14 protein-coding genes and 1 pseudogene are annotated in these 22,695 nt (G+C 69.4%); 5 read left to right on the forward strand and 10 right to left on the reverse strand.

Features of this window, described 5'->3' with window-relative positions:
• Window positions 1–252 precede the first annotated feature (252 nt).
• The 3 genes from B0F77_RS15500 to pgfA are packed head-to-tail and all read left to right on the forward strand — an operon-like array spanning window position 253 to window position 3,161.
• Window positions 253–1,008 (forward strand): glycosyltransferase, encoded by a 756-nt coding sequence (locus B0F77_RS15500; protein WP_086663592.1) that lies wholly within the window; start codon window positions 253–255, stop codon window positions 1,006–1,008.
• A complete protein-coding gene (locus tag B0F77_RS15505; RefSeq protein WP_143466742.1) occupies window positions 1,009–2,175 on the forward strand; it encodes a glycosyltransferase family 4 protein in 1,167 nt (388 codons plus the stop codon). It begins immediately after the preceding gene.
• Window positions 2,160–3,161, forward strand: coding sequence for a cell envelope lipid trafficking protein PgfA (gene pgfA / locus B0F77_RS15510; RefSeq protein WP_086663594.1), 1,002 nt, complete (start codon window positions 2,160–2,162; stop codon window positions 3,159–3,161). Before B0F77_RS15505 ends, pgfA begins: the two co-directional genes overlap by 16 nt.
• Here pgfA and B0F77_RS15515 read toward each other — a convergent pair.
• Genes B0F77_RS15515 through B0F77_RS15520 form a run of 3 tightly spaced genes read right to left on the reverse strand, consistent with a single transcriptional unit; the run spans window position 3,158 to window position 5,734 of the window.
• Window positions 3,158–3,856, reverse strand: a complete 699-nt coding sequence (locus B0F77_RS15515; RefSeq protein WP_086663705.1) for a class I SAM-dependent methyltransferase — start codon at window positions 3,854–3,856, stop codon at window positions 3,158–3,160. The genes pgfA and B0F77_RS15515 overlap by 4 nt on opposite strands.
• 31 nt (window positions 3,857–3,887) lie before the next feature.
• The gene (locus B0F77_RS48680; RefSeq protein ID WP_169730938.1) at window positions 3,888–4,058 is read right to left on the reverse strand and encodes a hypothetical protein; all 171 of its coding nucleotides are present in this window, start codon (window positions 4,056–4,058) and stop codon (window positions 3,888–3,890) included.
• Entirely contained in the window at window positions 4,046–5,734 is a 1,689-nt protein-coding gene (locus tag B0F77_RS15520; protein ID WP_245848214.1) for an MmpA family trehalose lipid delivery protein, read from the reverse strand. The genes B0F77_RS48680 and B0F77_RS15520 overlap by 13 nt, the downstream gene beginning before the upstream one ends.
• A 93-nt stretch (window positions 5,735–5,827) precedes the next feature.
• Here B0F77_RS15520 and B0F77_RS50865 point away from each other — a divergent pair, with 93 nt between their 5' ends.
• Window positions 5,828–7,033, forward strand: coding sequence for a lipopolysaccharide biosynthesis protein (locus B0F77_RS50865; RefSeq protein WP_086663595.1), 1,206 nt, complete (start codon window positions 5,828–5,830; stop codon window positions 7,031–7,033).
• A 900-nt stretch (window positions 7,034–7,933) separates the two neighbouring features.
• On the opposite strand, the pseudogene B0F77_RS15530 reads toward B0F77_RS50865, so the two are convergent.
• The 4 genes and pseudogenes from B0F77_RS15530 to B0F77_RS15545 form a co-directional block, all read right to left on the reverse strand.
• Window positions 7,934–11,008: pseudogene (locus B0F77_RS15530) on the reverse strand (alpha-(1->3)-arabinofuranosyltransferase); the annotation flags it as partial.
• 50 nt (window positions 11,009–11,058) lie between these two features.
• Window positions 11,059–11,793 (reverse strand): class I SAM-dependent methyltransferase, encoded by a 735-nt coding sequence (locus B0F77_RS15535; protein WP_086663596.1) that lies wholly within the window; start codon window positions 11,791–11,793, stop codon window positions 11,059–11,061.
• A gap of 20 nt (window positions 11,794–11,813) precedes the next feature.
• Window positions 11,814–13,553, reverse strand: coding sequence for a hypothetical protein (locus B0F77_RS15540; RefSeq protein WP_086663597.1), 1,740 nt, complete (start codon window positions 13,551–13,553; stop codon window positions 11,814–11,816).
• Window positions 13,550–15,097 carry a substrate-binding domain-containing protein gene (locus B0F77_RS15545; protein ID WP_245848219.1) on the reverse strand — a complete coding sequence of 516 codons (1,548 nt, stop codon included), beginning with the start codon at window positions 15,095–15,097 and terminating at the stop codon, window positions 13,550–13,552. Before B0F77_RS15545 ends, B0F77_RS15540 begins: the two co-directional genes overlap by 4 nt.
• A gap of 1,014 nt (window positions 15,098–16,111) precedes the next feature.
• Here B0F77_RS15545 and B0F77_RS15555 point away from each other — a divergent pair.
• Window positions 16,112–18,619: a M12 family metallo-peptidase gene (locus B0F77_RS15555; protein WP_086663598.1), complete on the forward strand. Its 2,508-nt coding sequence runs from the start codon at window positions 16,112–16,114 to the stop codon at window positions 18,617–18,619.
• 619 nt (window positions 18,620–19,238) lie between these two features.
• On the opposite strand, the gene B0F77_RS15560 is transcribed toward B0F77_RS15555, so the two are convergent.
• The 3 genes from B0F77_RS15560 to B0F77_RS50535 form a co-directional block, all read right to left on the reverse strand.
• Entirely contained in the window at window positions 19,239–21,920 is a 2,682-nt protein-coding gene (locus B0F77_RS15560; RefSeq protein WP_086663599.1) for an RICIN domain-containing protein, read from the reverse strand.
• Window positions 21,920–22,306 carry a cellulose binding domain-containing protein gene (locus tag B0F77_RS15565; RefSeq protein ID WP_086663600.1) on the reverse strand — a complete coding sequence of 129 codons (387 nt, stop codon included), beginning with the start codon at window positions 22,304–22,306 and terminating at the stop codon, window positions 21,920–21,922. The genes B0F77_RS15560 and B0F77_RS15565 overlap by 1 nt, the downstream gene beginning before the upstream one ends.
• Before the next feature lie 100 nt (window positions 22,307–22,406).
• Window positions 22,407–22,538 carry a hypothetical protein gene (locus B0F77_RS50535; protein WP_281252516.1) on the reverse strand — a complete coding sequence of 44 codons (132 nt, stop codon included), beginning with the start codon at window positions 22,536–22,538 and terminating at the stop codon, window positions 22,407–22,409.
• Window positions 22,539–22,695: the final 157 nt, after the last annotated feature.

Below are 22,695 nucleotides of genomic sequence, written 5' to 3' on the forward strand. Positions count from 1 at the left end.
TGTTCGATGGGGATGTCCATCCGGTCATCGGTCATCTGATTAGCCCGTCCAGCTCAATTTTTGGCGCTGAACGGTACAAAGTTCGAAGGTGTCCGCAACTCCGACAGGGCATGTGACGCATATCACACTTCCCTTATATTTCCAGGGAACTACCGTTGGGTAACTTTCGCCGTCCTGAGACCTGCGTCACGTCATGGGAGGACTCTTGCGACACCATGCTGGGTTCTGTGCGCCCGGGACAACGGCGAAGACATGACACTGCTTTCCATTGTCGTGCCTGTGCGCAATGAGGAGTCGCGGCTGTCGGCCACGTTGTCCGCGCTCACGGTGGCGCTCGCGGCCACCCGTGAGCCGTGCGAGATCGTCGTGGTCGACAACACCAGCACCGACCGCAGCGGCGAGGTCGCCCGCGAGCACCGGTCCGGATCGATCCCGGTGCGGCTGATCCGCTGTGCCCAGCCGGGGAAGGGCGCAGCGGTGCGGACCGGAGTGCTGCGGACCGACAGCCGCTACGTCGGCTTCTGCGATGCCGATCTGGCGACCGACATGGCAGCGCTGGCGCCGACGCTCAGGTTCCTGAGCACCGGCGTGAACGTGGTCGTCGGATCGCGGGCGCACCCGAACTCGATCGTGCGTGCGAGGCACAACCAGGTCCGGCAGGCAGGCGCGTGGGTCTTTCGGCGCGCGGCCAACACGATCGTGCCTGGCGTCGGCGACACCCAGTGCGGCTACAAGTTCTTCGACCGGCACACCGCCGACGCGATCTTCCGACCGCTGCGCACACCGGGGTGGGCGTTCGACGTCGAACTGCTCGCCAGGGCGCAACGGATCGGCGCGATGATCGTCGAACTGCCGGTGAGCTGGAGGGACGTGCCGGGGTCCACGTTCCGTCCGATGCGGGACGGCTGCCGCAGTTTCGCCGCGCTCGCCAGGATCCGGGCGATCCTCGGCGCGGAGAGAACGCCCGCCGTCGCCCCGGTCATGACATCCGTGGCGGAGGTGTCCTGAGTGAGACCACCGCTCAACGGTGCGCGGGTGGTAGTGGTGAACTGGCGCGACCGCGGGCATCCGCACGCCGGTGGCGCCGAGGAATACGCCGCCCGCGTGGCGGACGCGATGACCGCCGCCGGGGCGCAGGTCACCTTCCTCACGGCCAAGGGGGAGGGACAGAGCGGCGGCGACGAGTCGACCGTGCGTCGCGGCGGCCGGTGGACGGTGTACTTCTGGGCGCTGTTGTGGCTGCTGCGCAACCGAAGTCACATCGACCTGGTGATCGACTGCCAGAACGGGATCCCCTTCTTCAGCCCCCTGGTGGTCGCCAGGTGGACGAAGGTCGTGCTGGTGGTGCACCACGTGCACGACGCCCAGTTCGCCGTGCACTTCCCGCCGTGGCTGGCCCGGATCGGCCGCTGGCTCGAAGGTCCTGCCGCGCGCAAGGTCTACCGCGACGCGGTGACCGTCGCCGTGTCGCGGTCCACCGTGCGCGCGATGCGCGAGCGCCTCGCCTGGCGAGGCCGGATCTTCGTGGTGCCCAACGGCACGGACCACCCGTCGTCCGCAGACGGCACACGTTCCTCGCACCCCTCGCTGGTGTGCCTGGGCAGGCTCGTCACGCACAAGCGGGTCGACCGGCTGATCGAGATCGTCGGCACGCTGCGCGGCCACTGGCCCGGTCTGCGCCTGCACGTGATCGGCCGTGGACCGGACGAAGCCGCGGTGCGCAAGGCCGCGGCACCGTTCGCGGATTCCGTCGTGGTGCACGGTTTCGTCGACGACTCGACGAAAAGCGCTCTGCTGCGGGAATCCTGGCTCAACGTCACCCTGTCGGACGGCGAAGGCTGGGGACTGGCCGTGATCGAGGCGGCCGCGCACGGCGTCCCGACCGTCTGCCGCGAGGTCGACGGGTTGCGCGACTCCGTGCGGCACAAGGAGACCGGCTGGCTGGTACGGGACGACGAGGACGTCGGCGGCGCGATCCACGACGCTCTCACGTTGCTGGCCCGCCCCGACGACGCCGCGGCCGTGGCCGACGCGTGCCGGGCCTGGGCCGCCGGTTTCGACTGGGCCACCAGCGGACGGATGTTCGTCGCCGTGGTGTCCACCCTGCTCGACAGTTCAACCACAGGCCGCGTCGGCGGCCCAGCTCCTGAGGAGGACCTTTGCGACGCGTCCTGACCTTCGTCCTGCTCGGACTCGGCGTGTTCGGGATCGCGACCGGACTGTTGCTGCGGTTCTACGCCTATCCGGCTCTCGCCAAGATCCCGCACGACCCCAAGACGACCGCGGTGGCCCAGGGCAGCGGCGTCACCGCACTCGTCTACGTGGAGCAGAAGGGAGGCCCGGCCCTGCCGGAGATCCGCCGCGACCTCAGCGTGACGTCGACCACGTACGTCTCCGGTGACCTGCGGGCGCCCGAGGTCCAGGCCGACAGCGGCGTGACCGTGTGGAACGAGGCCACCCAAATCACGAAGGACGAGGACAGGCGGACGCTCAGCGCGAGCGTGCGTGAGCTGTGCCTGGACCGGTTCACCGCGGAGGCCGTCGCGCCCTGCACCACGCAGTACCTCCAGAAGGAAAAGCCGGAGAACGGCAAGGACACGAAGATCCGTGGCGCGCGCGGCCAGGTTCAGTTCCCCGGCCTGAACTTCAAGTTCCCCTTCCAGACCGAGAAGCGGACCTACCCCTGGTACGACAGCGGGGTGGGCAAGCCGGTGGACGCCAGGTTCGACGGTGAGGAGAAGCTGCAGGGCCTGTCGGTGTACCGGTTCAAGCAGTCCGTGCCGCCCACCGACGTCGACCGCCGGGACGTGCCCGGCTCGCTGGTCGACCAGCCCGAACCGACCGTCTCGGTCAACTTGTACTACCAGGCGGAAAAGACGCTGTGGGTCGAGCCGGGCACCGGCGCGCTCATCAAGGTGCGTCAGTCGGTGAAGCAGGAGCTGCGCACCTCGGGCCAGAGCGCGGGTCAGGGCACCGCGGTGTTCGACGGAACGTTGGAGCTCAACAAGGAGACGGTCGACAACAACGTGCGGGTGGCCGAGGACAACAAGTCCAAGCTGTGGCTGCTCACCGGCCTTCCGGTGATCCTCTGGATCGTGGGTGGCGTCCTGCTGGCCGCCGGCATCGTCCTGCTGCTCGCCGGCCGCCGCCGTACCGCCTAAGGTTTTTTCCGCAGGACCAGCACGAGGTTCCAGGACACGACCTCGCGAAGCACCGGAACGCGCACGACCCAGGTCGCCCACCACGGGTGATACCTGGGAAGTGCGCGTTCCAGGCAGGCCTCCGGGTGGTTCCGCGCCCAGCGCAGCGCCGAGCCGACGGACACCGCGAAAAGGCTTTCCCCGTAACGGTTCTTGGGCTCCTGGCCGTGGTTGTCGCGGAATCGGCGGCGGGCGTAGTGGCCGCCGATGAAGTGCCACGGCGAGGTTTCGTGGCCGCCCCAGGGGGAGTACCACGGCGTGAACGACAGGAACACCGTCCCGCCGGGCTTCGTCACGCGCACCATCTCGTCGAGCATCGTGCGCGGCTCGTCCACGTGTTCCAGCACGTTCGACGAATAGCAGACGTCCACTGAGGCCGTTCGGATGGGCAATCGCGTGCCACTGGCCCGAATCATCCCTTCGGCGTACTCGCCGCGGGCCGACAGTTCGCCGGCATCGGGATCCAGGCCGACGTAGTAGGCGCCGGCCGCGCGGAACGCGTCGGCGAAGTACCCGGGGCCGCCACCGACGTCGAGAAGACTCCGGCCGGTGAGGGAGGTGAACTCGGCGACCTGCCGTGCGGAGTCCTCGGCCAGCAACCGGTAGAAGGTGTCCCGGTCGGTCTGCTCGTTGCGGAATGCCTTGAACAGGCGGATCGACCGGTCCAGCGTCGCCTGGCCCGGCACCTTACGGCGTGCCGTAGTTGACGGTGTCGGGGTTGGAGTTGTTGGGCGCCGGGGCGTTCTTGAACTGGACGGCCTTGTCCGGCGCGAGATTGTTGACCAGGGCGTACGTTCCGCCACCGGCGAACGCGAGCCCGGCGACGACCGCGATGACGGCACCGATCAATGTGCGCACGCTTGCTCCTCGGCTGTCCGCGAGTGGCTAGATCGGCTGAATCTACCGGCTGGTAACAGCAGCCACAATAGGCCGGACGCGACAACCGCCAATGCGCCGAGATCTCCTGCGACAACAGGCAATCGCGGCGCTCCGGCCGGTGGCGGCGCGATCACCCCCGGCACCCGGTAGAGGGTCAGCCACGGCCCGGACCACACCTCCCGCAGACCCCTGAGCACACCGGGGTCGACCGAGCCGGGGGTCCCGTGCTCCACCAGCACCCAGCCGATCCCGAACGCGCCGAGATCGTCGTTGCGGGCCATCACCCCGCGAATCGTCGCGACCCTGCCGTCCTCCCCGGACACCGGTCTGCCACCGACGTACACGACGTCGTCGATGACGACGGTCCTCGGCAGGAACCGGGGCGCCGGATCGAGTTGCGTCCGGTCGCCGTTCCAGGAGAACCGCCGGAACGCGGACATCGGCAGAGCCAGCACGTCGCCCGCTCCGTCGTCCGCCGCCAGCACGGTTCGCACGGCACTCCAGTCGGCCGGGTAGTCCACCACCTCCAGGCGCCCCAACCCCGCCCAGGCGAAGTCGGGCATCGTGATGAGCGGGAGCAGCGCCGCCAGCGCCACGAGCGCGGTCCTGTTGGTCAGGTACTTCCCCGCCGCCTCCACACCGAGGGCGAACCCGAGCGAGAGCGGGAGCGCCCACCACGCGGCCCACTTCTGCGAGTCCCGCAGCAGACCCGCGCCGGGCACGTGGGAAACCGCCCACGCCAGCACGTCACCACCGCCCGGCAGCGTGCCGAACACCGCGATCGCGACGCCGATCGCGCCGAGGACGACGAACGAACGCGCGGGCGCCAGGCCCCATCGCGGCGCGAGCGAACGCAGCCCCACCAGGGCTACGGCGACCGACAGCAGGGTGATCACCGGCAGCAGTGGCATCCCCCGGCTGCCCGGCACGACCTCGGCGTTCCAGATCCCACCGAGACCGAGCACGCTGGTGACCGGAGAACCCCAGTTCTCGACCCTGGCGGCGAACGCCCCGGCACCGTCCGGACTGGACAGTGAGCCGCCGGGGTGCAGCACGGAAGGCAGCAGCCACGGCATGTTCAGCAGGACCGCGACCGGCACGGTGACCGCGAGTTTGCGGCGGCCCGAGCACACGACCGCGAGCACCGCGGCGATGATTCCACCGGTCGGCGTGAGGACCGCGGGAGCGCAGGCCAGGATCAGCTTCGGGAGCGCTTTGGGTTCCCCTCGGCGGACCGCGAGCCCAGCCGCCGCGATCCACGGCAGGCAGGCGTACGCGACCACGTACGGCCAATGGCCCATGAAAAGTCGCTCGGCCACGTACGCGCTCCACCCGTACCAGATCGCGGCGACGACCCGGATCGCCACCGAGTTCGTGGGCACGAGCCTGCCCGCGCCGAGCGGACCGGCGAACAAGGCCGCCAGGAGCACGATCTTCTGCACGACGTCGCCTGGCAGCAGAGCGGTCGCGAACGACATCACCGCGTCCGCCGGGACCGACCTGGGCAGCGCCGAGCCGAGACCGAGGCCGTCGGGCAGGAGCGACTGGTCCGGCGCGAACACCATGTCGTAGTTCAGGACGAAGCCACGGCCGAGCAACGGGGTGAGCACGAGCAGGGCCAGCACGGCGGACACCGCGGGCAGAACCAGCCGCATCGCACCCGCTCTTCTCGTCGGCAGCCCGGAACCTGGACTGCGGGACTATAGTTCCCCGACCATTACCCTTCGGTAACTTAGGGGACGAAGCCAGTGGCGGACACAGTTCCGGCCAGGACCCGCGTCGACGCGATCGCGGTCGCGGTGGCCTTCGGCGGCAGCAATGTCGCCAGCTACCTGCTCACGGTGATCGCCGCGCGACTGCTCGCGCCGCCGGTCTTCGGGGAAATGGGCTCGTTGCTGGCGCTCCTGGTGATCGGCGCGGTGCCGGCGATGGGCTTGCAGACCGTGATCGCCCTGCGGGTGGCGCGGGCGCCCGAACAGGATCGCGGGCCGCTGGTGACGCTCGGGCTGATGACCAGTGCCACCGTCCTGGTCACCGCGCTGGCCGTCTCGCCCGTGCTGATGGCGTTGCTGCACCTGCCGGGACCGTGGGCGGTGCTGCTGCTCGCCTGCTCGCTCGCGCCGATCACGCTCGTCGGCCTGTGCTACGGAGTCCTGCAGGGCACGCAGCGGTTCCGGTCGATGGTCCGCCTGATCGCGACCGAGGGGGTCGGGCGGGTCGGCGGCACGCTGCTTGGCCTGCTCGTGTTCCGCACGCCCGCCGGGGCGTTCGCCGGGACGGTTGCGGGGTCGGTCGTCGTCGCCTTCGTGGGCTGGCTGATCTGCGGCAGACCGGTGCCGGGCCCGCGCACCGCGGGGCACGTGCGCGACGTGCTGCACGCCGTGCAGGCGTTGCTGGCGCTGGTGCTGCTGGTGAACCTGGACCTGGTGCTGGCCCGGCACAGCCTTCCCGCTCGTGAGGCGGGGGAGTACGCGGTGGGCTCGGTGATCACCAAGATCGCGTACTGGCTGCCGTACGCGATCGCCGTCGTCGTCCTGCCCAAGCTGGCCCACGAGAAGGCCCGCCGCCGGATCGTGCCGATCGCGCTGGGCGTCTGCGCCGCCGTGGACGCGGTGGTGGTGCTGGGTTGCGCGGTGTTCGGTCGCACGGTGGTGTCGCTCGTCGGCGGCTCGGCCTACGCGGCGAGCAGCCTTCCGGTGTGGGCGTTCGCCCTGGTCGGATCGCTGCTGTCGCTCGTGCAGATCCTGTTGTACTCCAGGATCGCGGGCGCCGACCGCCGGTCCACGTCACTGACCTGGCTGGCGGTCGGGTTCGAGGTCGTGCTCGTTCTCGGCTGGTGGCACGGTTCGCCGACCCAGGTCGTCGCCGGGGCCGTCACCGCCACCGCCCTGCTCGCCTGCTTCGGAGCCCTGATCGAGTTCCGGTCCCGTGTCGAACCAGTCAAGGCACGGTGACACCGCCGCGGCCAGGGCGACGAGGATGGCGGCCTGCGTGGCGGTTCCGTACGCCCAGTCCTGCCCGTGTCCTTGCAGGCGTCCGACGACCGCGATCCCGGTGGCGGTCGCCATCCCGGCGACGACGATCAAGGCCGTGACGTTGAACCGCGCGGTGAACCGCTGGGCCACGGCACGGACGAGCAGACTCGCGATCAGCAGGACGACCGGCAGGATCCCGCCGACGGCCGCGAGCAGCACCACCAGCACCGCCGGCACCCACCGCTTGCCCGCGGGGGACGTGGTGATCCGGACCCGTCTGCGCACCGGCGAAAGCGTGACCAACAGCAGGAGCGCCGCGGCGACGGCGCCGACCAGAAGCCGTTGCCGGTAGGTGGTGTCGGGCTCGAAGTCCAGCACCACGGTCGTCACGCCACCGGCCGGCAGCACCCAGGCCTGCTGCCACCCGTCGATCCTGGTGCGGGCGAGCGGCTCGCCGTCCACCTTGGCCACCCAGCCGTCGTTGGCGTTCTCCGGGATTCTGAGGACCGCGGCCTGCCCGGCGGCCACCCGCAGTTCACGGTGTGCGGTACCCCACCGCTCGAAGTCGATCGCGCGGTGACCCGGCGGCGGCCCGGTGGCGGCCGCGGTGCTGGGCCGGAGGGTGAGGTCCTGCACCACGAAGGAGGCCGATCGAGCTGTGCTCACCTCGTGCTCCCGACCTCCGAGGTCGACGCCTTCGACCAGGTCCCGACAGGTGCCCAGCGGTAGCGGACGGTGCTGGAACACGTCCCGCAGCGTGCCGGAAACCGTGGTGGCGTAGGCGGTTCCGTCGATGGTGACGGCCGGGCCGGAGCCGCACGGCACGGTGAACGGGGTGTCCAGTGGGATCGGCCGCACCAGATCGGGCGCACCGACGATCTCGACGTCGCTGATGCCCACCGGTCCCGGAACGCGGTCGGGAACCCCTTCGCTCTTCTTGATCGTGATGTCCAGCCGGTCGGTGGTCGCGACGAAGTCGACCGAGCCGTCGGAGAACACCGGCACGGTCCGGCTCAGCTCCGGGGTGGTGATCTGCACCTCGGTCGGGCGGGACGCGCCGGACAGCGCCGACGTGGTCAGCCGCAAGCCGGTCACGTCGCGGGCGGTGGACCAGGCCAGGCGCAGCGTGGGTTCCTCGTCGGTGTAGTCGGCGATCCACGTCGTGGTGGGGTTCACGTCGACCGCGGCCAGAGGCGCGGCGGCCGGGTCACCGGCCAACTGGGTCGTGCTGGAGACGGTCAACCCCGGTGCGGTGACAGGGAGGGTGCCGCCGACGGTGGGCAGGACCGTCCCTTCGAGACGGTAGTTGGCGTCGTCGCGGGTGCGGAAGAGCCGGTGGATCCCGTCGGGTTCCTCGCCGCTCCTGGCCAGTCCCACGTCGCACCGCTGGTCGCCGTCGGTGCCGGTGCAGGAGTAGCGCGGCTGAGGGCCGCGGCTGAAGGCGAAGGTCGTCCGCTGTTCGGGGCGGGGCAGGACGTCGGTGGGCACCCGCAACGCCCGTTGGGCGGTCACTCCGGGCACCGACAGTTCGGCGATGCCGACGGCGCCGCTGGTCAACTGCGCCGCCACCGACAGCACGGTGATCCGGACCCTGCTCGTGAGCCCCGGCGACACCGCGAACACCTGCTCCGCGGAGCCCCTGGCGACCTCGTGGTCGCGGAAACCCGAGTCGGTGGTGATCCTGATCCGGGTGACCGGCCAGCCGACCCGGATGTCGTCGACCATCCGCAGCGCCACCTGGTCGACGACCCGCGGTGTGTCCAGGCCGACTTCGAGCCACTGCCCGGCCGGTCCGGCGAAGGTGGAGGACTGCCAGGCGCTGTACGGATCTCCGTCGATCGCGGCGAATGGCATGGACGACGGGTCGGAGGCGCGGACGGAGTCCGCGAACCCGGCCGAACTCGACGCGGTGACGCCGCGGATCCCGCGGTAGGCCGCGACCGTCAGGTGCTCCGGACCGGGGAACGGCAGGATGTCGGACACCGGTCGGTCCTGCCTCGGCCGCTCGTCGGCAGTGAGCGTCTGGCTCAGGTTGTCGCGCACCCGCCCGACGTTGCGCTCCCGGTGGCGCAGCCCGTCTGTGACGAGCCAGTCCCGGCTCTCGGGCGCGCCGCCGTCACCGGCGAGCACGGCAGGACGATCTCCCCGCAGCACTCCCGAGTCGAGCAGCGGCAACAGGGATTCCGGCCCACCGCTCACCGTCGCGATGTCCTCGGCGTTCACCGCGACCGCGCGCGGCACCGACCGCTTCACCTCGTAGATCTCCAACGCGGGCGCGGGCGCGGCGTCGAGGTCGATCGAGTTGACGACCGGCTGGTCACCCGGCTTGACCACCGGGCCGAACGTCATCACGCGTTCGATCCCGGCGGAGCGGGCCAGCGCGTCCCGCATCATCGTGACCGGTGGCGCACCGGTGGCGACCCGGTCGATGTCGTTGCGCACCAACAGGAACCTGTGCCCGGACCGAGCGAGGAAGTCGGCCAGTCCGGGTGCGCCGCGCCCGTCGGCGAGCGCGTCCTCGACCGCGTCCATCAGCCGGGTGTTGCCCTCCGAGCCGAGCGGGATCTGGCTGCGCAGCGCCCAGGGTGACCGGGCCAGCGCTTGGGCGGGCTCGTCGACCGTCTTGCCCCAGGTGTACTCGCCGAACCCGGTGCCGGGCAGCAGGAGGGTGCGCGCGTCCGGGTCGTTGTCGGCCAGCCACGTCATCGCGGAACGCCAGTAGTCCGGGATCTCCTGCCACCCCGGCCCCGGCCGCAACGTGAGCGTCCACGCGGGCACGGCCATCACGGCCACCAGCAGGACGCCGACGGCGAGCCGGACCTTGCCCGCGACCGCGGTGGTCGCGGCGGCCGGGATTCGGACGCGTGACACCGCGTGCATGAACGCGAGCATCAACGGCAGCCGCAGGCCGGGCTCGAACTTGTGCACGTTGCGCAGGGGGGCCAGCGGACCGTCCAGCAGGGCGCGAACGGTGTGGGACAGCGGGCTGTCGAGCGCCCCGACGTAGCCGATGGTCATCACGGCGACGCCCGCGATGACGCCGATCGTCAGGAAGAGCCGCTCCGGCAGTCCGCGGCGGACCAGCCCGGCGAGGCCTGCCGCCGCGAGGAGCCCGGTGGCCAGCATCAGGACCGGGTTGTCGACCAGCATGAAACCGGAGGGCCACCACGGGCTGCCCTGCACCACGTAGGCCACCCACTGGTTGGTGCCGCGCAGGACCTGGAACAGCGACGTCGGCGCCGTGGTGTTGGCGGCCGACTCGACGTAGTCGACGAACGGCAGGCTGTACTCGCCGAGCAGAATCAGCGGCAGCAACCACCACAGCACGGCCGCCACCACGGACGCGAACCACCAGAGCACGAGCCGGACGTGCCGCGCGGTCCACTGCCGGGTCAGCAGCCACAGACCGGGCAGCAGCAGGACCGTGAGCACCAGCGCGCCGTTCATCCCGCCGACGCCGAGGGTCGCCAGCCCGGACAAGCCGGCTGCCCGTCGTGGCGAGGAGATCCGGTCGGCCTTGATCAAGGGCAGCAGGATCCACGGCAGCATCACGGCGGCGACCATCTCCGCCGACAGCGGGCCGATCTCGGTGAGCATCCGCGGCGCCAGCGCGTACGCGACGGCCCCCAGGTACTGCGCCGGGGCGGTGCCGATCCGCAGCGCCCGCGCGACCGCGAGGACACCGCCGAACGCGCCGCACAGCAGCAGGGCGCACCACAGGCGTTGGGAGATCCACGGCGGCAGCCCGAGCACCTGGCACACCGCGAAGTACGGCCCCATCGGGAACAGGTAGCCGTACGCCTGGTTCTGCAGTTCGCCACCGCTGGCCGCGGGGTTCCACAGGTGCAGCGCGCGGCCGAGGAACGCCAGCGGGTCGACCACGAGGTCGAGCTTGGTGTCGAAGGTCGTGCGGCCGGGGCGTTGCAGGAACGACAGCAGCGTGAGACCCAGCATGACCCACGCCGTGGGGTTGCGGTGCAAGCCCACGGCCACCCTGACGCGCGTCACCTCTTGCGGACGACGTAACTCGTGGACCGCCAGTGGCTGACCGGGATGTCCTCGGACACGCTGTCCACCACCTCACCGCCGTGCTCGGCCACCACGGCGCGGAGCCGGTCCGGCGCCAGCGCGGTCATCCGCATCGGCGCCGGGTAGCGCAGCACGACGCGCTGCCCCCAGGCCACCAGGCGGTAGGGCGCGAACCGCCAGAGCATGCCCCTGACCGTCCACAACGGACTCGTCGTGCACTGCAACACCGCCACGCCACCGGGACGCAGCACGCGCATGAACTCCGCCAGGTAGCCCTCGATCGCCGTGCGTGGCAGGTGCTGCAACACCAGTTCGGTGTAGACCAGGTCGAAATCGCCGTCGGGGAACCGGTGCAGATGCGGCGTGTCGTTGTGGACGAACCGGCACTTCCCGCCGCTGCGGTCCAGGTTCTCGGCGGTGGAGAGCATCGGCGGCGAGACGTCCACGCCGACGACCTCGTCGGCGTGCTCGGCCAGCGCCTGCGACAGCCGCCCGGCCCCGCATCCGAAGTCCAGCACCCGCCGCCAGGTCACCGGCAGATCGAGCCGGGCGAGCCACTCACGGGCGACCGCCACGTCCTGGCGCCCCAGTTCGAGGAACTGGTCGACCTCCCACCGGCCGCCGCGCTTGTCCGGCGCCACGTGCACCGCCCACAGCGGATCCGCTTCGCCGAGCCGGGTCCAGTCGCGGCGCACCTGGTCGAATGTCATTCGGCGGAGTCTAGGTCCGGTCACGTTGTAGGGGAACCGATCCGGACGTCCACAAGGCACATCGGGTCCACTTCGGTGCCGCGGTTGATCTCCAGCCGGTCTGAGCCGCTGTTCACGACGACGTACAGCACGTGCAGGCCCTCGGCGAGGTTCACCTCCTGGGCGACCGTTCCCAGCGCGAGCCGCACCGGGCCCGCGCTGGAGGTGTAGTACTCCATCCGCAGCAGCCGACGGCCCTCCACCCGGCTGCTCAACGGAATCGTCACGACCTGGCCGCCGACCGGGTAGCCGCAGTCGGCCACCGGACCTTTCCTGCCGACGACCGAATCCTTGACGCCGGTGATCCTGCGCGGCGATCCGTTGTCGTCCAGCAGGAACATCTCCTCCGCGGGCTGGTCGAACTTCGGCCGCTGAGGGAGCAGACCGACCACCCTGGATGCCAGGCTGTCGTAGACGAACCACTCCGAGATGACCTCGCTCGGGACATGCGTGTCGTAGAGCACGATCGACGGGTTCGCCGTCAGCGCGGCACGCGCGGTGCTGACGTACTGCTCCGACTTGGCGAACCGCAGACCGGGTGCGAGCCACAGGAAGCTGAACGTGGCGCTGATCCCGAGCAGCGTCACCAGGCCGAGCACGACCGGCCGTTTCAGGCCGCCGGTGCGCTCGCCCGGTTCGAGGAACGCGAACGTCGTGCAGAGCACGGCGATCGGTACCGCGTCGGCGATGTACCGGGGGTCGTTGCCGATCAGTGGCCCGATCTCCGGCAGCCTCGTCACGATCACCAGCCCCAGGTCGACCGCGAAGTACCCGGCCAGCATCAGCCACGCCGCCCCAGCGCGCCGCGGCGCCTTGAGCAGTCCGCCCACGAGCACCATCACGGCCACCGCGGCCACCGTGAGGCGCAGCCACAGCGGTGACGTCGAGATGGTCGCGCCGGGCGCGGGACCGGTCCACGGGCCGCCGAACAACCCCGGCAGGAAGGTGTTGACCACCGCGAGGCCGACGAACTCCACAATGGAATACGCGGACGGCAGGTCGTTCTTGACACGGCTGGTGGTCAGGCTGAGGAACAGGACGGCGAACGCGACGAGGGGGACCCCGTGCGCCAGCCACACCCGCCACGGCACCCGTTCGCCCAGCAGCAGCGTGAGCCCGAACAGCACGGCGATGAACAACGCCGCCTTCTCGTAGAAGGCCAGCCCGGCGACGGTCCACAGCAGGGTGATGACGACCTGCTTCGTGGCGCGAGTGCGCAGGTAGGTCAGGTGCGCGTTGATCGCGCCGAACATGGTCAGCAGCAACGGGAAGAGCTGCACGCCGTAGGCCCACCACAGCGTGGGGTACAGGATCAGGGGGGAGAACGCGTACACCGCGAACGGCAACAGCAGTGTCCAGCGCGACCCGAAGCACCGCGTCAGCACCCGCCAGAACAGCACGGACGCCACCCCGAGCATCACGAGCAGGGGGAGCACGGCGAACACGTGGCTCAGCGGCGCGACCGCCGTGATGAACCACGCCAGCAGGAACATGCCGGGCGCCAGGTGGCCGCTGTAGTCCTGGAAGAGGTAGTCGAGGTCGAACGGCCCGTGGGCCGCCGCCCGGTGCAGGATCACGAAGTCGTCGTGCCCGAAGTAGCCGTTGAACGCCATCCAGGCGTGGATCGCGAACGGGATGACGCCGATCGCGACCGCGGCCAGGGTGATCGGCCGGGGCCAGGCCAGGACGATCTGCCGCGGTTCGGTGGTGGTGGTGGTCACGTCTCCAGCAACCTGCCCATCGCTGCGTAGAACACGTCGACGATCTTGGTCGGGTTCTCGGTGGTGTAGGCGTCGCCGCCGGTCGCCCGCGAGATCGCCCGCAGCTCGACCGGGTCGATGTCCGGCCCGATGCCGATACCGATGATCTGCAGTGGCCGTTTCGGGTCCTGCAACTCGGCCAGTTGGGCGAGCAGCTGTTCCTGGGTGATCCCTTGGGGGTCCTCGTTCTTGCCGTCGGTGAGCACCACCACCAGGTTGATCCGGCCCGGCTCCCAGTTCTGCCGGGCCGAGGTGTAGGCGGCCAGCACCGAGTCGTACAGGCCGGTGGCGCCGTTGTGGATCGCCTTGACCTTGCGGAGTTCATCCAGCGAGCCGTCGGCCAGGAGCTCACCCACCGGCCGCACCGGCAGGAGTTCCTTGTAGTCCTTGTCGCCGTCGAGGTTCGTGGAGAACCGCCACAGGCCGATCTTCGTGGTCGGCTTGAACAGCCTGATGCCCAACTCGGCGGCCTGGATGGTGAGCGTCATCCGGTCGGTGGCGGCCTCGGGGACGACCTGGGCCATCGACCCGGACACGTCCAGCAGCACCTGCATCCGGGCGCTGCGGTTGACCGCCGCCCACTGGTTGAGCAGTTGGTCGGGGTCGGCGGGTGGCGCGACCGGCCGGACCACCGCGGCGCTCGAACCCCCGAGAGCCCGCCCGTCGGGCCCGCGAAGGCCCTCCTCGGCGAACTGCCCGGCGGAGGTCTGGTCGAGCAAGCGGCTCAGGAACTGTTGCGCCACATCACGTTTGCCCTGATCGGAACCGGGCAGGACGACGTACGGGTAGTCCAGCGAAGGCACGGCGGGATCGGCGTACACCCCGACCAGACCGTGTTTTCCCAAGTCCGACTCCGGTGTCACCACGCCGTCCAGTGGCCGGGCGGGATCGAACAGCTCGGCGGGCTTCTGGACGGTGTGCTTGGCGAGCTTGCGCAGCGTCAGGGCATAGGAACCGGCCGGATCCGGAGCGGATCCGGCCAGCTCACCCGTGGCGATCAACGCCGACAGGCCTGCCGGGTCGACGGCCGGGTCGACGAGTCCGATCGCCGGCTCGCCGCTGAACACCTGGGCCCAGGTGGGCGTTCGCTCTGGCCAGCCGAACTGCCGCGCGGCGGTCTCGGTCAGGCCCAGCACGATGGGCGAGGACGCGATCGACGGGCCCGTGACGGGGATGTCCCACGCACCCCGCCGCTGGGCGCGCAGCAGCCACTGGGACGACTCCGGGATCCACACATCCGGTTTGGCCTGCGCGAGGGACTCGACGGCCACAGCGGAATCCCGCGCTATCACCTCGACTCGGTAGCACGCGGCACCGTTCTGTTCCGACACCCGGGCCACGGCCGAGGCGATGCCCGGCGCGGCCACGACGCTGAGCGTGGCGACTGTGTCACAGCTCGAAGAGGAGAGCCGTTCGTGCAGGTAGTCGAAGCCGAACCAGCCGGCGAGTGAAAGCACGAGCAGGATGCTCAGGATCATCACCGGTGAGTCCGAACGCCGAGCCACAGGCCCCAACCCCTCGTCGCCGCTGACTGGTCGAGCCAGCCTAGACGGTCCACGACCTCCAGGTCGTCGACGGTGATCTTCCGGAGACCAGTCACGACTTCTCCGTCGATTTGATCGTCACCCCCACGCAGGTCATCGACTGCGGCCCACCTCGACGCCCGTCAGGGATCCTGTGGTCGGAGCTGGAACCGGCGAAGATTGCCTCGATTCCGGCGCTCGCCTCACGAGCTGCTCGGGTGAGGCAGACTGAGCGAGTTTCCGAGTCTGATCGAGCGATCGCCTTCATGGCCTCTGGCTTGGACGCCCTCCAAGAACTACGCAGGCAGTACGGCGGAGGGGTCTGCTGCACCGTTAGGTGACATCTTGACCGGGCCAGCGAGTTTCGTCTCCTGGTTCGTGACAGAGCGGGCCAGTTCGCGGCGTCGTTCGATTCTGTTCTCGCTGACGCCGGCATCGACGTCGTGAAGATTCCGCCGCGATGTCCACGGGCCAACAGCTACGCCGAGCGGGTTTGTCGGCCACTACAACCACCGAAGGCCACACAGAGCGCGGGACCACGCCCCACCACGACCCGATTACCCGCTCACAGAATCAGGCCGTACGGCCGTTCGTCGTCGGCGAGTACTCGGCGGCTTGATCAACGAGTACGAACCCGCGGCGGCCTGAGGCGCAGGTCAGATCGCCAAGCCTAGTTTTGGCACCCCACAGGCTTGCCAGCAACACCAGGTCCATCTCAGTAGGCGACGCGCCGAGACGAAGCGCGCCACCGCGATGGAGATGAGTCCGTCGCCGAGGTTGTAGAACATGCGAGCGGTGAAGTACCAGCGGAAAGCGGAATTCGCAGTGCTGCGGGAAGAAAACGCTGCATGGTCGGTTGCCATCCGCCCTTCATCGAGAGTTTCCCGAGTCTATGTCGATCTACGTAGTTCCTCCCTACCTTCGTAGGTTCTGGCCACCGCCTGGCCACCGCGAGAATCCAGCGAGTATCCGAAGTAGCGTCCCGAGGAGCCCGACATGGCAACACGTTCGCCGCTGGCGCGAGGCAGAAGCCTGGCCGCCCTGGTGATCGCGGTGACGGTGGTGGCGCTGCTACCGGTGACGGGCACCGCCGCGCCGAGCAACCCGTGGACCGCGGTCTCCGGTGGGCAGACCTTGGCGGACTCCGCCAAGGAGCCGGAGGTTCGTGCCACCCGGTTCGCCGGGTTCGCGCTGGACCGCGGCATGATGGCGTCTACATTGGACGCACGTGCGGTGGAGGACTCGCGGGAGGTGCTCCTGCCGACGCCGGAAGGCGCTTTCCAGCGGTTCCGGCTCGTGAACTCGCCGGTGATGGAGCCCGGTCTGGCCGCGGCGCACCCGGAGATCAGGACCTATGCGGGCCGGGGCATCGACGATCCGGCCGCGACGGTGCGGGCGGACCTCACCCCGCTGGGATTTCACGCTTCCGTCCGGTCGTCGCGTGGTCAGTGGTACGTCGACCCGTACTACCGCACCGACCAGAGCTTGTACGCCAGCTACTACGGCCACGACGTGGCGAAGCCGGCCAGCCCGCTGGTCGAACGCGCCACGCTGAAGGGTGCGGTGCCGGACGCGCCACGGGTCAGCGCGGGGTCGCGGGTCAAGCTGCGGACCTACCGGCTGGCACTGGTCTCGGATCCGTCCTACGCCGCGTACTTCGGCGCTGCGAACGTGACCGCGGCGAAGGTGACGCTGGTCAACCGGGTGGCGCAGATCTACGAGGATGAGAGCGCGATCAGGCTCCTGCTCGTCAAGGACACCGACAGGACGAACCTGAACACGACGGCCATGGCCACCGAGCCGAACGGCCCCTGCGGAGCGGAAGCGTGCTTCCGGCCGGACGAGCTGACGGCCTGCGACGTCCCCGGCCTGTACCGCAACCAGACCGTGGTCGGACAGCTGGTCGGAGCCGGCAACTACGACATCGGGCACCTCGCGCTGGGGGTCAACGGAGGCGGACTGGCCCAGCTCGGTGTCGCCGGCGGCGCCGACAAGGCGTTGGGGTGCACCGGTTTGCCGACGCCGGTCGGTGACTTCTTCGCTGTGGACTACGTGGCCCACGAGCTCGGGCACCAGTTCGGCGCCAACCACCCCTTCAACGGCACCCAGTACGGCTGCTCCGAGGGGAACCGGAACGCGGCGACCTCCACCGAGCCGGGCAGCGGATCGTCGATCATGGCGTACGCCGGGATCTGCCAGCAGGACAACCTGCAGCCGCACAGCGACCCGTACTGGTCGCAGCGCAGCTACACCGAGATCAACTCCTACGTCACCGGCGGCCTGCCGAAGCTGGACGAGGTGCAGAACGTGTCGTTGCGCGACTTCGACGGCACGGACTCGTTCCGGATCGGCTACCGCGGTCATCGGTCGGTGCCGATCGTGCGCGGCGAGAACTTCTCGGACACCGGGATCAAGGCCGCCATCGAAGCAATCGAGGGCTGGCCCTCCGGTGCGACCGTCGACGTGCTCGGGTTCTCCGGCCACGAGATGACCGACGCCGGGTTCCAGGTCAGCTTCACCGGCGGCCCGGTGGCGGGTAAAGACGTCCAGATGCTCACCATCACGGCCGCGAACGGCACCTCGGGTTTCGTCCGCGACACCGTCAAGGGCGGCAAACAGGACAACGGTGGCTGGCGAACCTCGAACACCGCCAACCACATCCCCGTGGTCACCGTCGCGCCGAAGCACACGATCCCGGTCCGCACACCGTTCGCGTTGACCGGAAGCGCGATCGACACCGACCGCGACACGATCACCTACATGTGGGAGCAGACCGATCGGGGAGGCGCCACCGGAACGGCCCTGGTGAACAACACGAAGACCGAAGGCCCGCTGTTCCGCCAGTTCGGCACCGCGGCCATCGTCAGCACAGAGGACAGCCTGAAGTACTACTCACCGGGACTGAACGCGACGAACACCAACCCAGCGCGCGTCTTTCCCGATCTGGCGCAAATCGCCGCGAACAACACCAACGCCAGGACCGGCACCTGCCCGGCCGCACCGCCACCACCCACCACCGGCGGCGCGACCAACGTGCCGGCCGCGCTGATCGACTGCTACTCGGAGTTCCTGCCCACGGCCGACTGGGTCGGCCCGGACCAGAGCCGGACTCTGCACTTCCGGCTCACCGCCCGCGACGGACGTCAGGGCGGCGGCGGGATCGGCAGCGCCGACACCGCCGTGCTGCTCGCGCCGTCGGCCGGCCCGTTTCTCCTGACCTCACAGGAGAGCGCGACCACGTTCGCCAGCGGCTCCAGCCAGACGATCACCTGGGACGTGGCCCGCACTGACGTAGCGCCGATCGGTGTGCGCGCCGTGCGGATCTCGCTGTCCGTCGACGGTGGCCTGACGTTCCCGCACGTGCTCGCGGAACGCACACCCAACAACGGAGCCGCCACGGTGACCTTGCCGCGGATCGCCACCACCAAGGGAAGGATCAAGATCGAGGCGATCGGGAACATCTTCTTCGACCTGAACGACGCGGACATCACGCTCACCAACTGAGGTCAGCCGGCCGGGGTTTCGCTCCTTCCCTCGGAGACGTGGAACTCGTCGTCGATCACTACTTCGGCCTGCTATCGGAGGATGTGCTGCCATCGGACGCGTTCTCGACAAGGCCGGCCACACCAGGCTCTGTAGTTGCTGCTTGTCCACGCAACAGCCTGGCCCTCCGCGACGATGGTCAGGAGACTCGATCCCGTGGTCGAGGCCTTCGGGTATTTCTGCGACCGTTTCGTCGAGCTGGTCGAGCCGACGTTGTGGATGGATCCTGATGATGGCTAGCGGCATGGTCACTTGCCCCAGGCATCGCCGACCCCCGCGCGCACCATCCGTTCCGCTTGCTCTGGCCGGCGTTCGTGCTCGGCGATCAGCGCGTCGATGTCCGCGTCGTCGTGCCACACCAGGCTGACGAGCGCCTACCGCTCGCGAGCGAGGCGGTTCGATGCGTTCACCGCGGTGGTCTGCCGGCCCGTACCGATGGGAGCGGGGACAAGGTGCTCGGTGGTGGTCGCTTGCCGACGTTCGGAGTTGACATCTCGCCACCGCTACCCCTGGCCGCAGGGCGGAGCGGCCAGGGGTAGCGGTCGACGCCGCGGCGGCAGGCGAGAACCGGGTCGTCCGGTCAGGCCCGGTTCAGTTGCCACTGCTGGTTGGCCCCGCCGTTGGCGGCCCACTGCACGACCTGCGCCCCGTCGCTCGTCGCCGCACCGTAGACGTCCGCCGCCAGTCCGCTGTCGTGGCTGACGATGGTGTAGTAGCCGTTGCCGGTGGACCGCAGGTACCACATCTGGTTGGTGCCGCCGTTGGCCGTCCACTGCTGCAGTTGCAGCCCGGCCGTGCTGCTGTTGGCGTTGACGTCGAGCACCTTTCCGCTCGGGACGTACTTGAGGGTGTAGGAGCCGTCGGAGGTCGTGGCGATGGTCCAGGTGGCGGTGCCGCTCTGCTGGACCACCTTGGCACCGTCCGCGGTGGAGTTGCCCGCGACAGCGAGCGGCTTGCCGCTGTTGCGGTTGACGATGCGGTAGGTGCCCGGTGCGGGTCCGTCTCCGCCGCTTCCGGCGAGGTTGAAGTACTCCACCGCGTCGGTGAAGACGGGGCTGCCGGACTTCGTGGTCGACAGCTGCAGGTACACGCGGTTGCCGGCGGCCGGGGTGGTGAAGGACACCGGCTGGGTGACCCGCGAGCCGAGCGGGACGGTCAGGGTCGTGCTTCCGGACGCGACGACCGCGCCGTCCGGCGCGTCGAGCCGCGCAGTCCAGGTGAAGCCCACCGAAGTGTCGGCGAGGTCGTCGTTGAAGACGGTGATGTTGCGGGTGACCGTGGCGTTCCGGGCGTAGTTGGGCACGGCCTGCGGCAGAGGGAAGGTGCCGTTGGAGTCCGAGACGCCGGAGGCCGACCAGAACGGCAGGTCGACCGCGGCCACCGGGTTGAACGCCGCCTGCACGCGCTGGATCTGCGGGTTGCTCCAGGGGTTCGGGAGGTTGTCCGCGCCGTAGACAGGGCGACCGCCCTCCTCTGGGGTGAAGTCGGTGGTCCGCACTCCGGGCACGACGCTGGCCCAGGCGGACAGCAGCGTGTACGGACGCAGGTCGGTGGCGTTCTTGCCGCGCTTGGCCAGGGTTGCCGTGGCGAACCACTCGAAGCCCTGCTTGTTGTTGCATGCCGGCCAGATGTACTCGCCCTCGCCGTCGGGCCGCCCGTTCACGGTCTTCAGGCCCTCCCCGTACCTGCCGAAGCCGTCGACGTAGTGCGGGAACACCGCGAAGTTGGCGTACGTCATCCCGGGATACCCGTTGAGATTCCCGTCGACGCCCACCTCGGCAATGACCGGCCGGGTGCCGTCGTTGCCGTTGATCGCCGCGTACAGGTCCTTCTCGAACTGTTCGGAATCCTGGCCGCTCTGGTTCGGCTCGTTGACCTGACTCCAGCGGATGACCGCGGGGTGGTTGCGGTCGCGCAGGACCAGCGCACGGGCGTGGTTGACCATGTTGTCGTGCCCGGCGATCCAGTCCTGCTTGCCGGAGGAGCCGCGAATCGCGGTCTCGCCGATGATCATCAGGCCCATCTCGTCGGCGACATCCAACATGTACGGGCTCGCGGGCTCCTGGTGGATGCGCACCACGTTGTAGTTGAGCCGCTGGTAGTTGTCCACCGCCTGCGGCCAGCCGCCGTTGCCGGGCGACGGGGGCAGGAAGCCGGGCAGGGTGTCGTAAGCGTCGCCCTTGCCGCCGTTGTTGATCCGGTCGTAGTCGGCACCCTGGAGGTTGTCGCCGCGGAAGTTCACGCGCACGCCGTTGAGGTAGTAGTAGTCACCGTTCTGGGTGGCCTCCCGGAACCCGAACCGGTACGTGGCGTCGCTGGTGTGACCGTCATCGGCGACGGCATGCACCGTCAGCCCGTGCAGCTGCGCCCGGTACCCCGACCGGTACGGCACGTTGGGCCACCAGTACGAGGTGCTGTCGAGGTTCCACGCGACCGGCCCGACGGTCACGGTCACGGTCGAGTTGGCCGCCACGGTGACCGTACGGCTGGGCAGCTGCGGGTAGCTGAAAGCCGTTCCGTTGCTGGACGACAGCGACCCGGTCAACGTCACCGACCGGGAACTGCCCGACGTGTTACGCACCGACACGTCGTAGCTCAACGTCTTGTTCGCCACCGACGTACGCACGAATGTGTCGCTGACGTACACCGCCGGGTACGTCCGCAGGAACGCGGACCGGAAGATCCCCTGCGGTATCGCCTCGGACCAGTCGGCGGCGTCGGGCACCAGGTACCGGCCGTTGGATGCCTTCAACGCGCCGCGGCCCTTCACGGCGACGCTGATCGTGTGGGTGCTACCGGGGGCCGCGTAGGCGGTGATGTCGAAATTCGACGGCGTGAACGACGTGGTCTGCGTCGCCACCACCCGGCCGTCGACCGACAGCGTCGCCTGGTGGTTGACCGCCCCGAACTCGATCCACGCCGACTGCGGCTGACCCGAGTCGGGCACGGTGATGGTGCGCGAGTACACCGCCTCGTTCACGTCGGTGAAGCCCTGTTTGTACCAGCCGCCGCCGGGCACCGTGATCGAGGTCGCCCCTCGACCCGCCGGCGTGAAACTCCACGTCCCGGCCAGGTCGACCGAGGCGATCGCGGCGGCGCCGGCAGCCGCGGCAGCTGCGGCCGTGACGGCCGGCTGTGTTGCGACGGCCGGCTGTCCTGCGGTGGCGGGTTGTACCGCGCTGATGGTCGCGAGGAGTGTGGCGGCGGCCAGCGCTGCGCGGGCGAAGCGCTGGGATGGCGTGCGAGGGCTGTTCTGACGCATCAAGAAACCCCTTTCGCGGGTGTCGCGTCTACGGGGATGCACCGATCATCGGACCCGTCGTCACTACCGCCGGGGCCGCCGAAATGGAGAGGTCCACCATGGACTCGTCTACCGGCTCCATGCCCGCGGAGCAGGGCATCGGTCGGTAAGCGATCGTGGTTCCAGCCGGACGTGATCTGCTGGCTGCCGGTGTAGGTCCAGGCGACCGTCCAGGCGGTGACCGGCGCCCCGTTGTTGGTGACGGCGACGTTGGCGGTGAACCCGCTCGCCCACACGTTGGGCTGGTAGGTGACCACGCACGGTGACGCGGCCGAGGCGGACTGGCTGCCTGTCAGCACCAACGCGCCGACGGACAGGGCGGCGAGCACGCGCGACAACCTTGGCACGGTGACCCCTTAGGATTCTGGGAGCGCTCCCAGACACCGAACGTAACGGAGCCTTCACGAGTTGGAAAGCGTGTGCCGCTCGAAAAGTCGTCGCTGCTGGTCACGCGGCATGTCTGTACTCGTTGATGAGGCCGCCGAGGATGCGGATGCGGAGCACGCTGTGGGTGTCGAGGTCGTGTACCGCGGCGGGGTGTCGCCGAGCTTCGGGGTAGTTGGTCGCGGGCCTGGTCACTGGTGCTCCGGCTCGCGGCAGAGAATCTGCGGTGGGGATCCTCGGTGGGATGATCAACGAGTACAGGTATGCCGCGTGATCCGCAGCGATGACTTTTCGAGCGGCACACGTTGAGGTCAGCGGGCAGTTCTCCTTCGACCTTGAGGTCGGAGGCCGC

Origin of the sequence: Lentzea kentuckyensis (assembly GCF_002150765.1) — a bacterium.
Lineage (GTDB): Bacteria > Actinomycetota > Actinomycetes > Mycobacteriales > Pseudonocardiaceae > Lentzea > Lentzea kentuckyensis.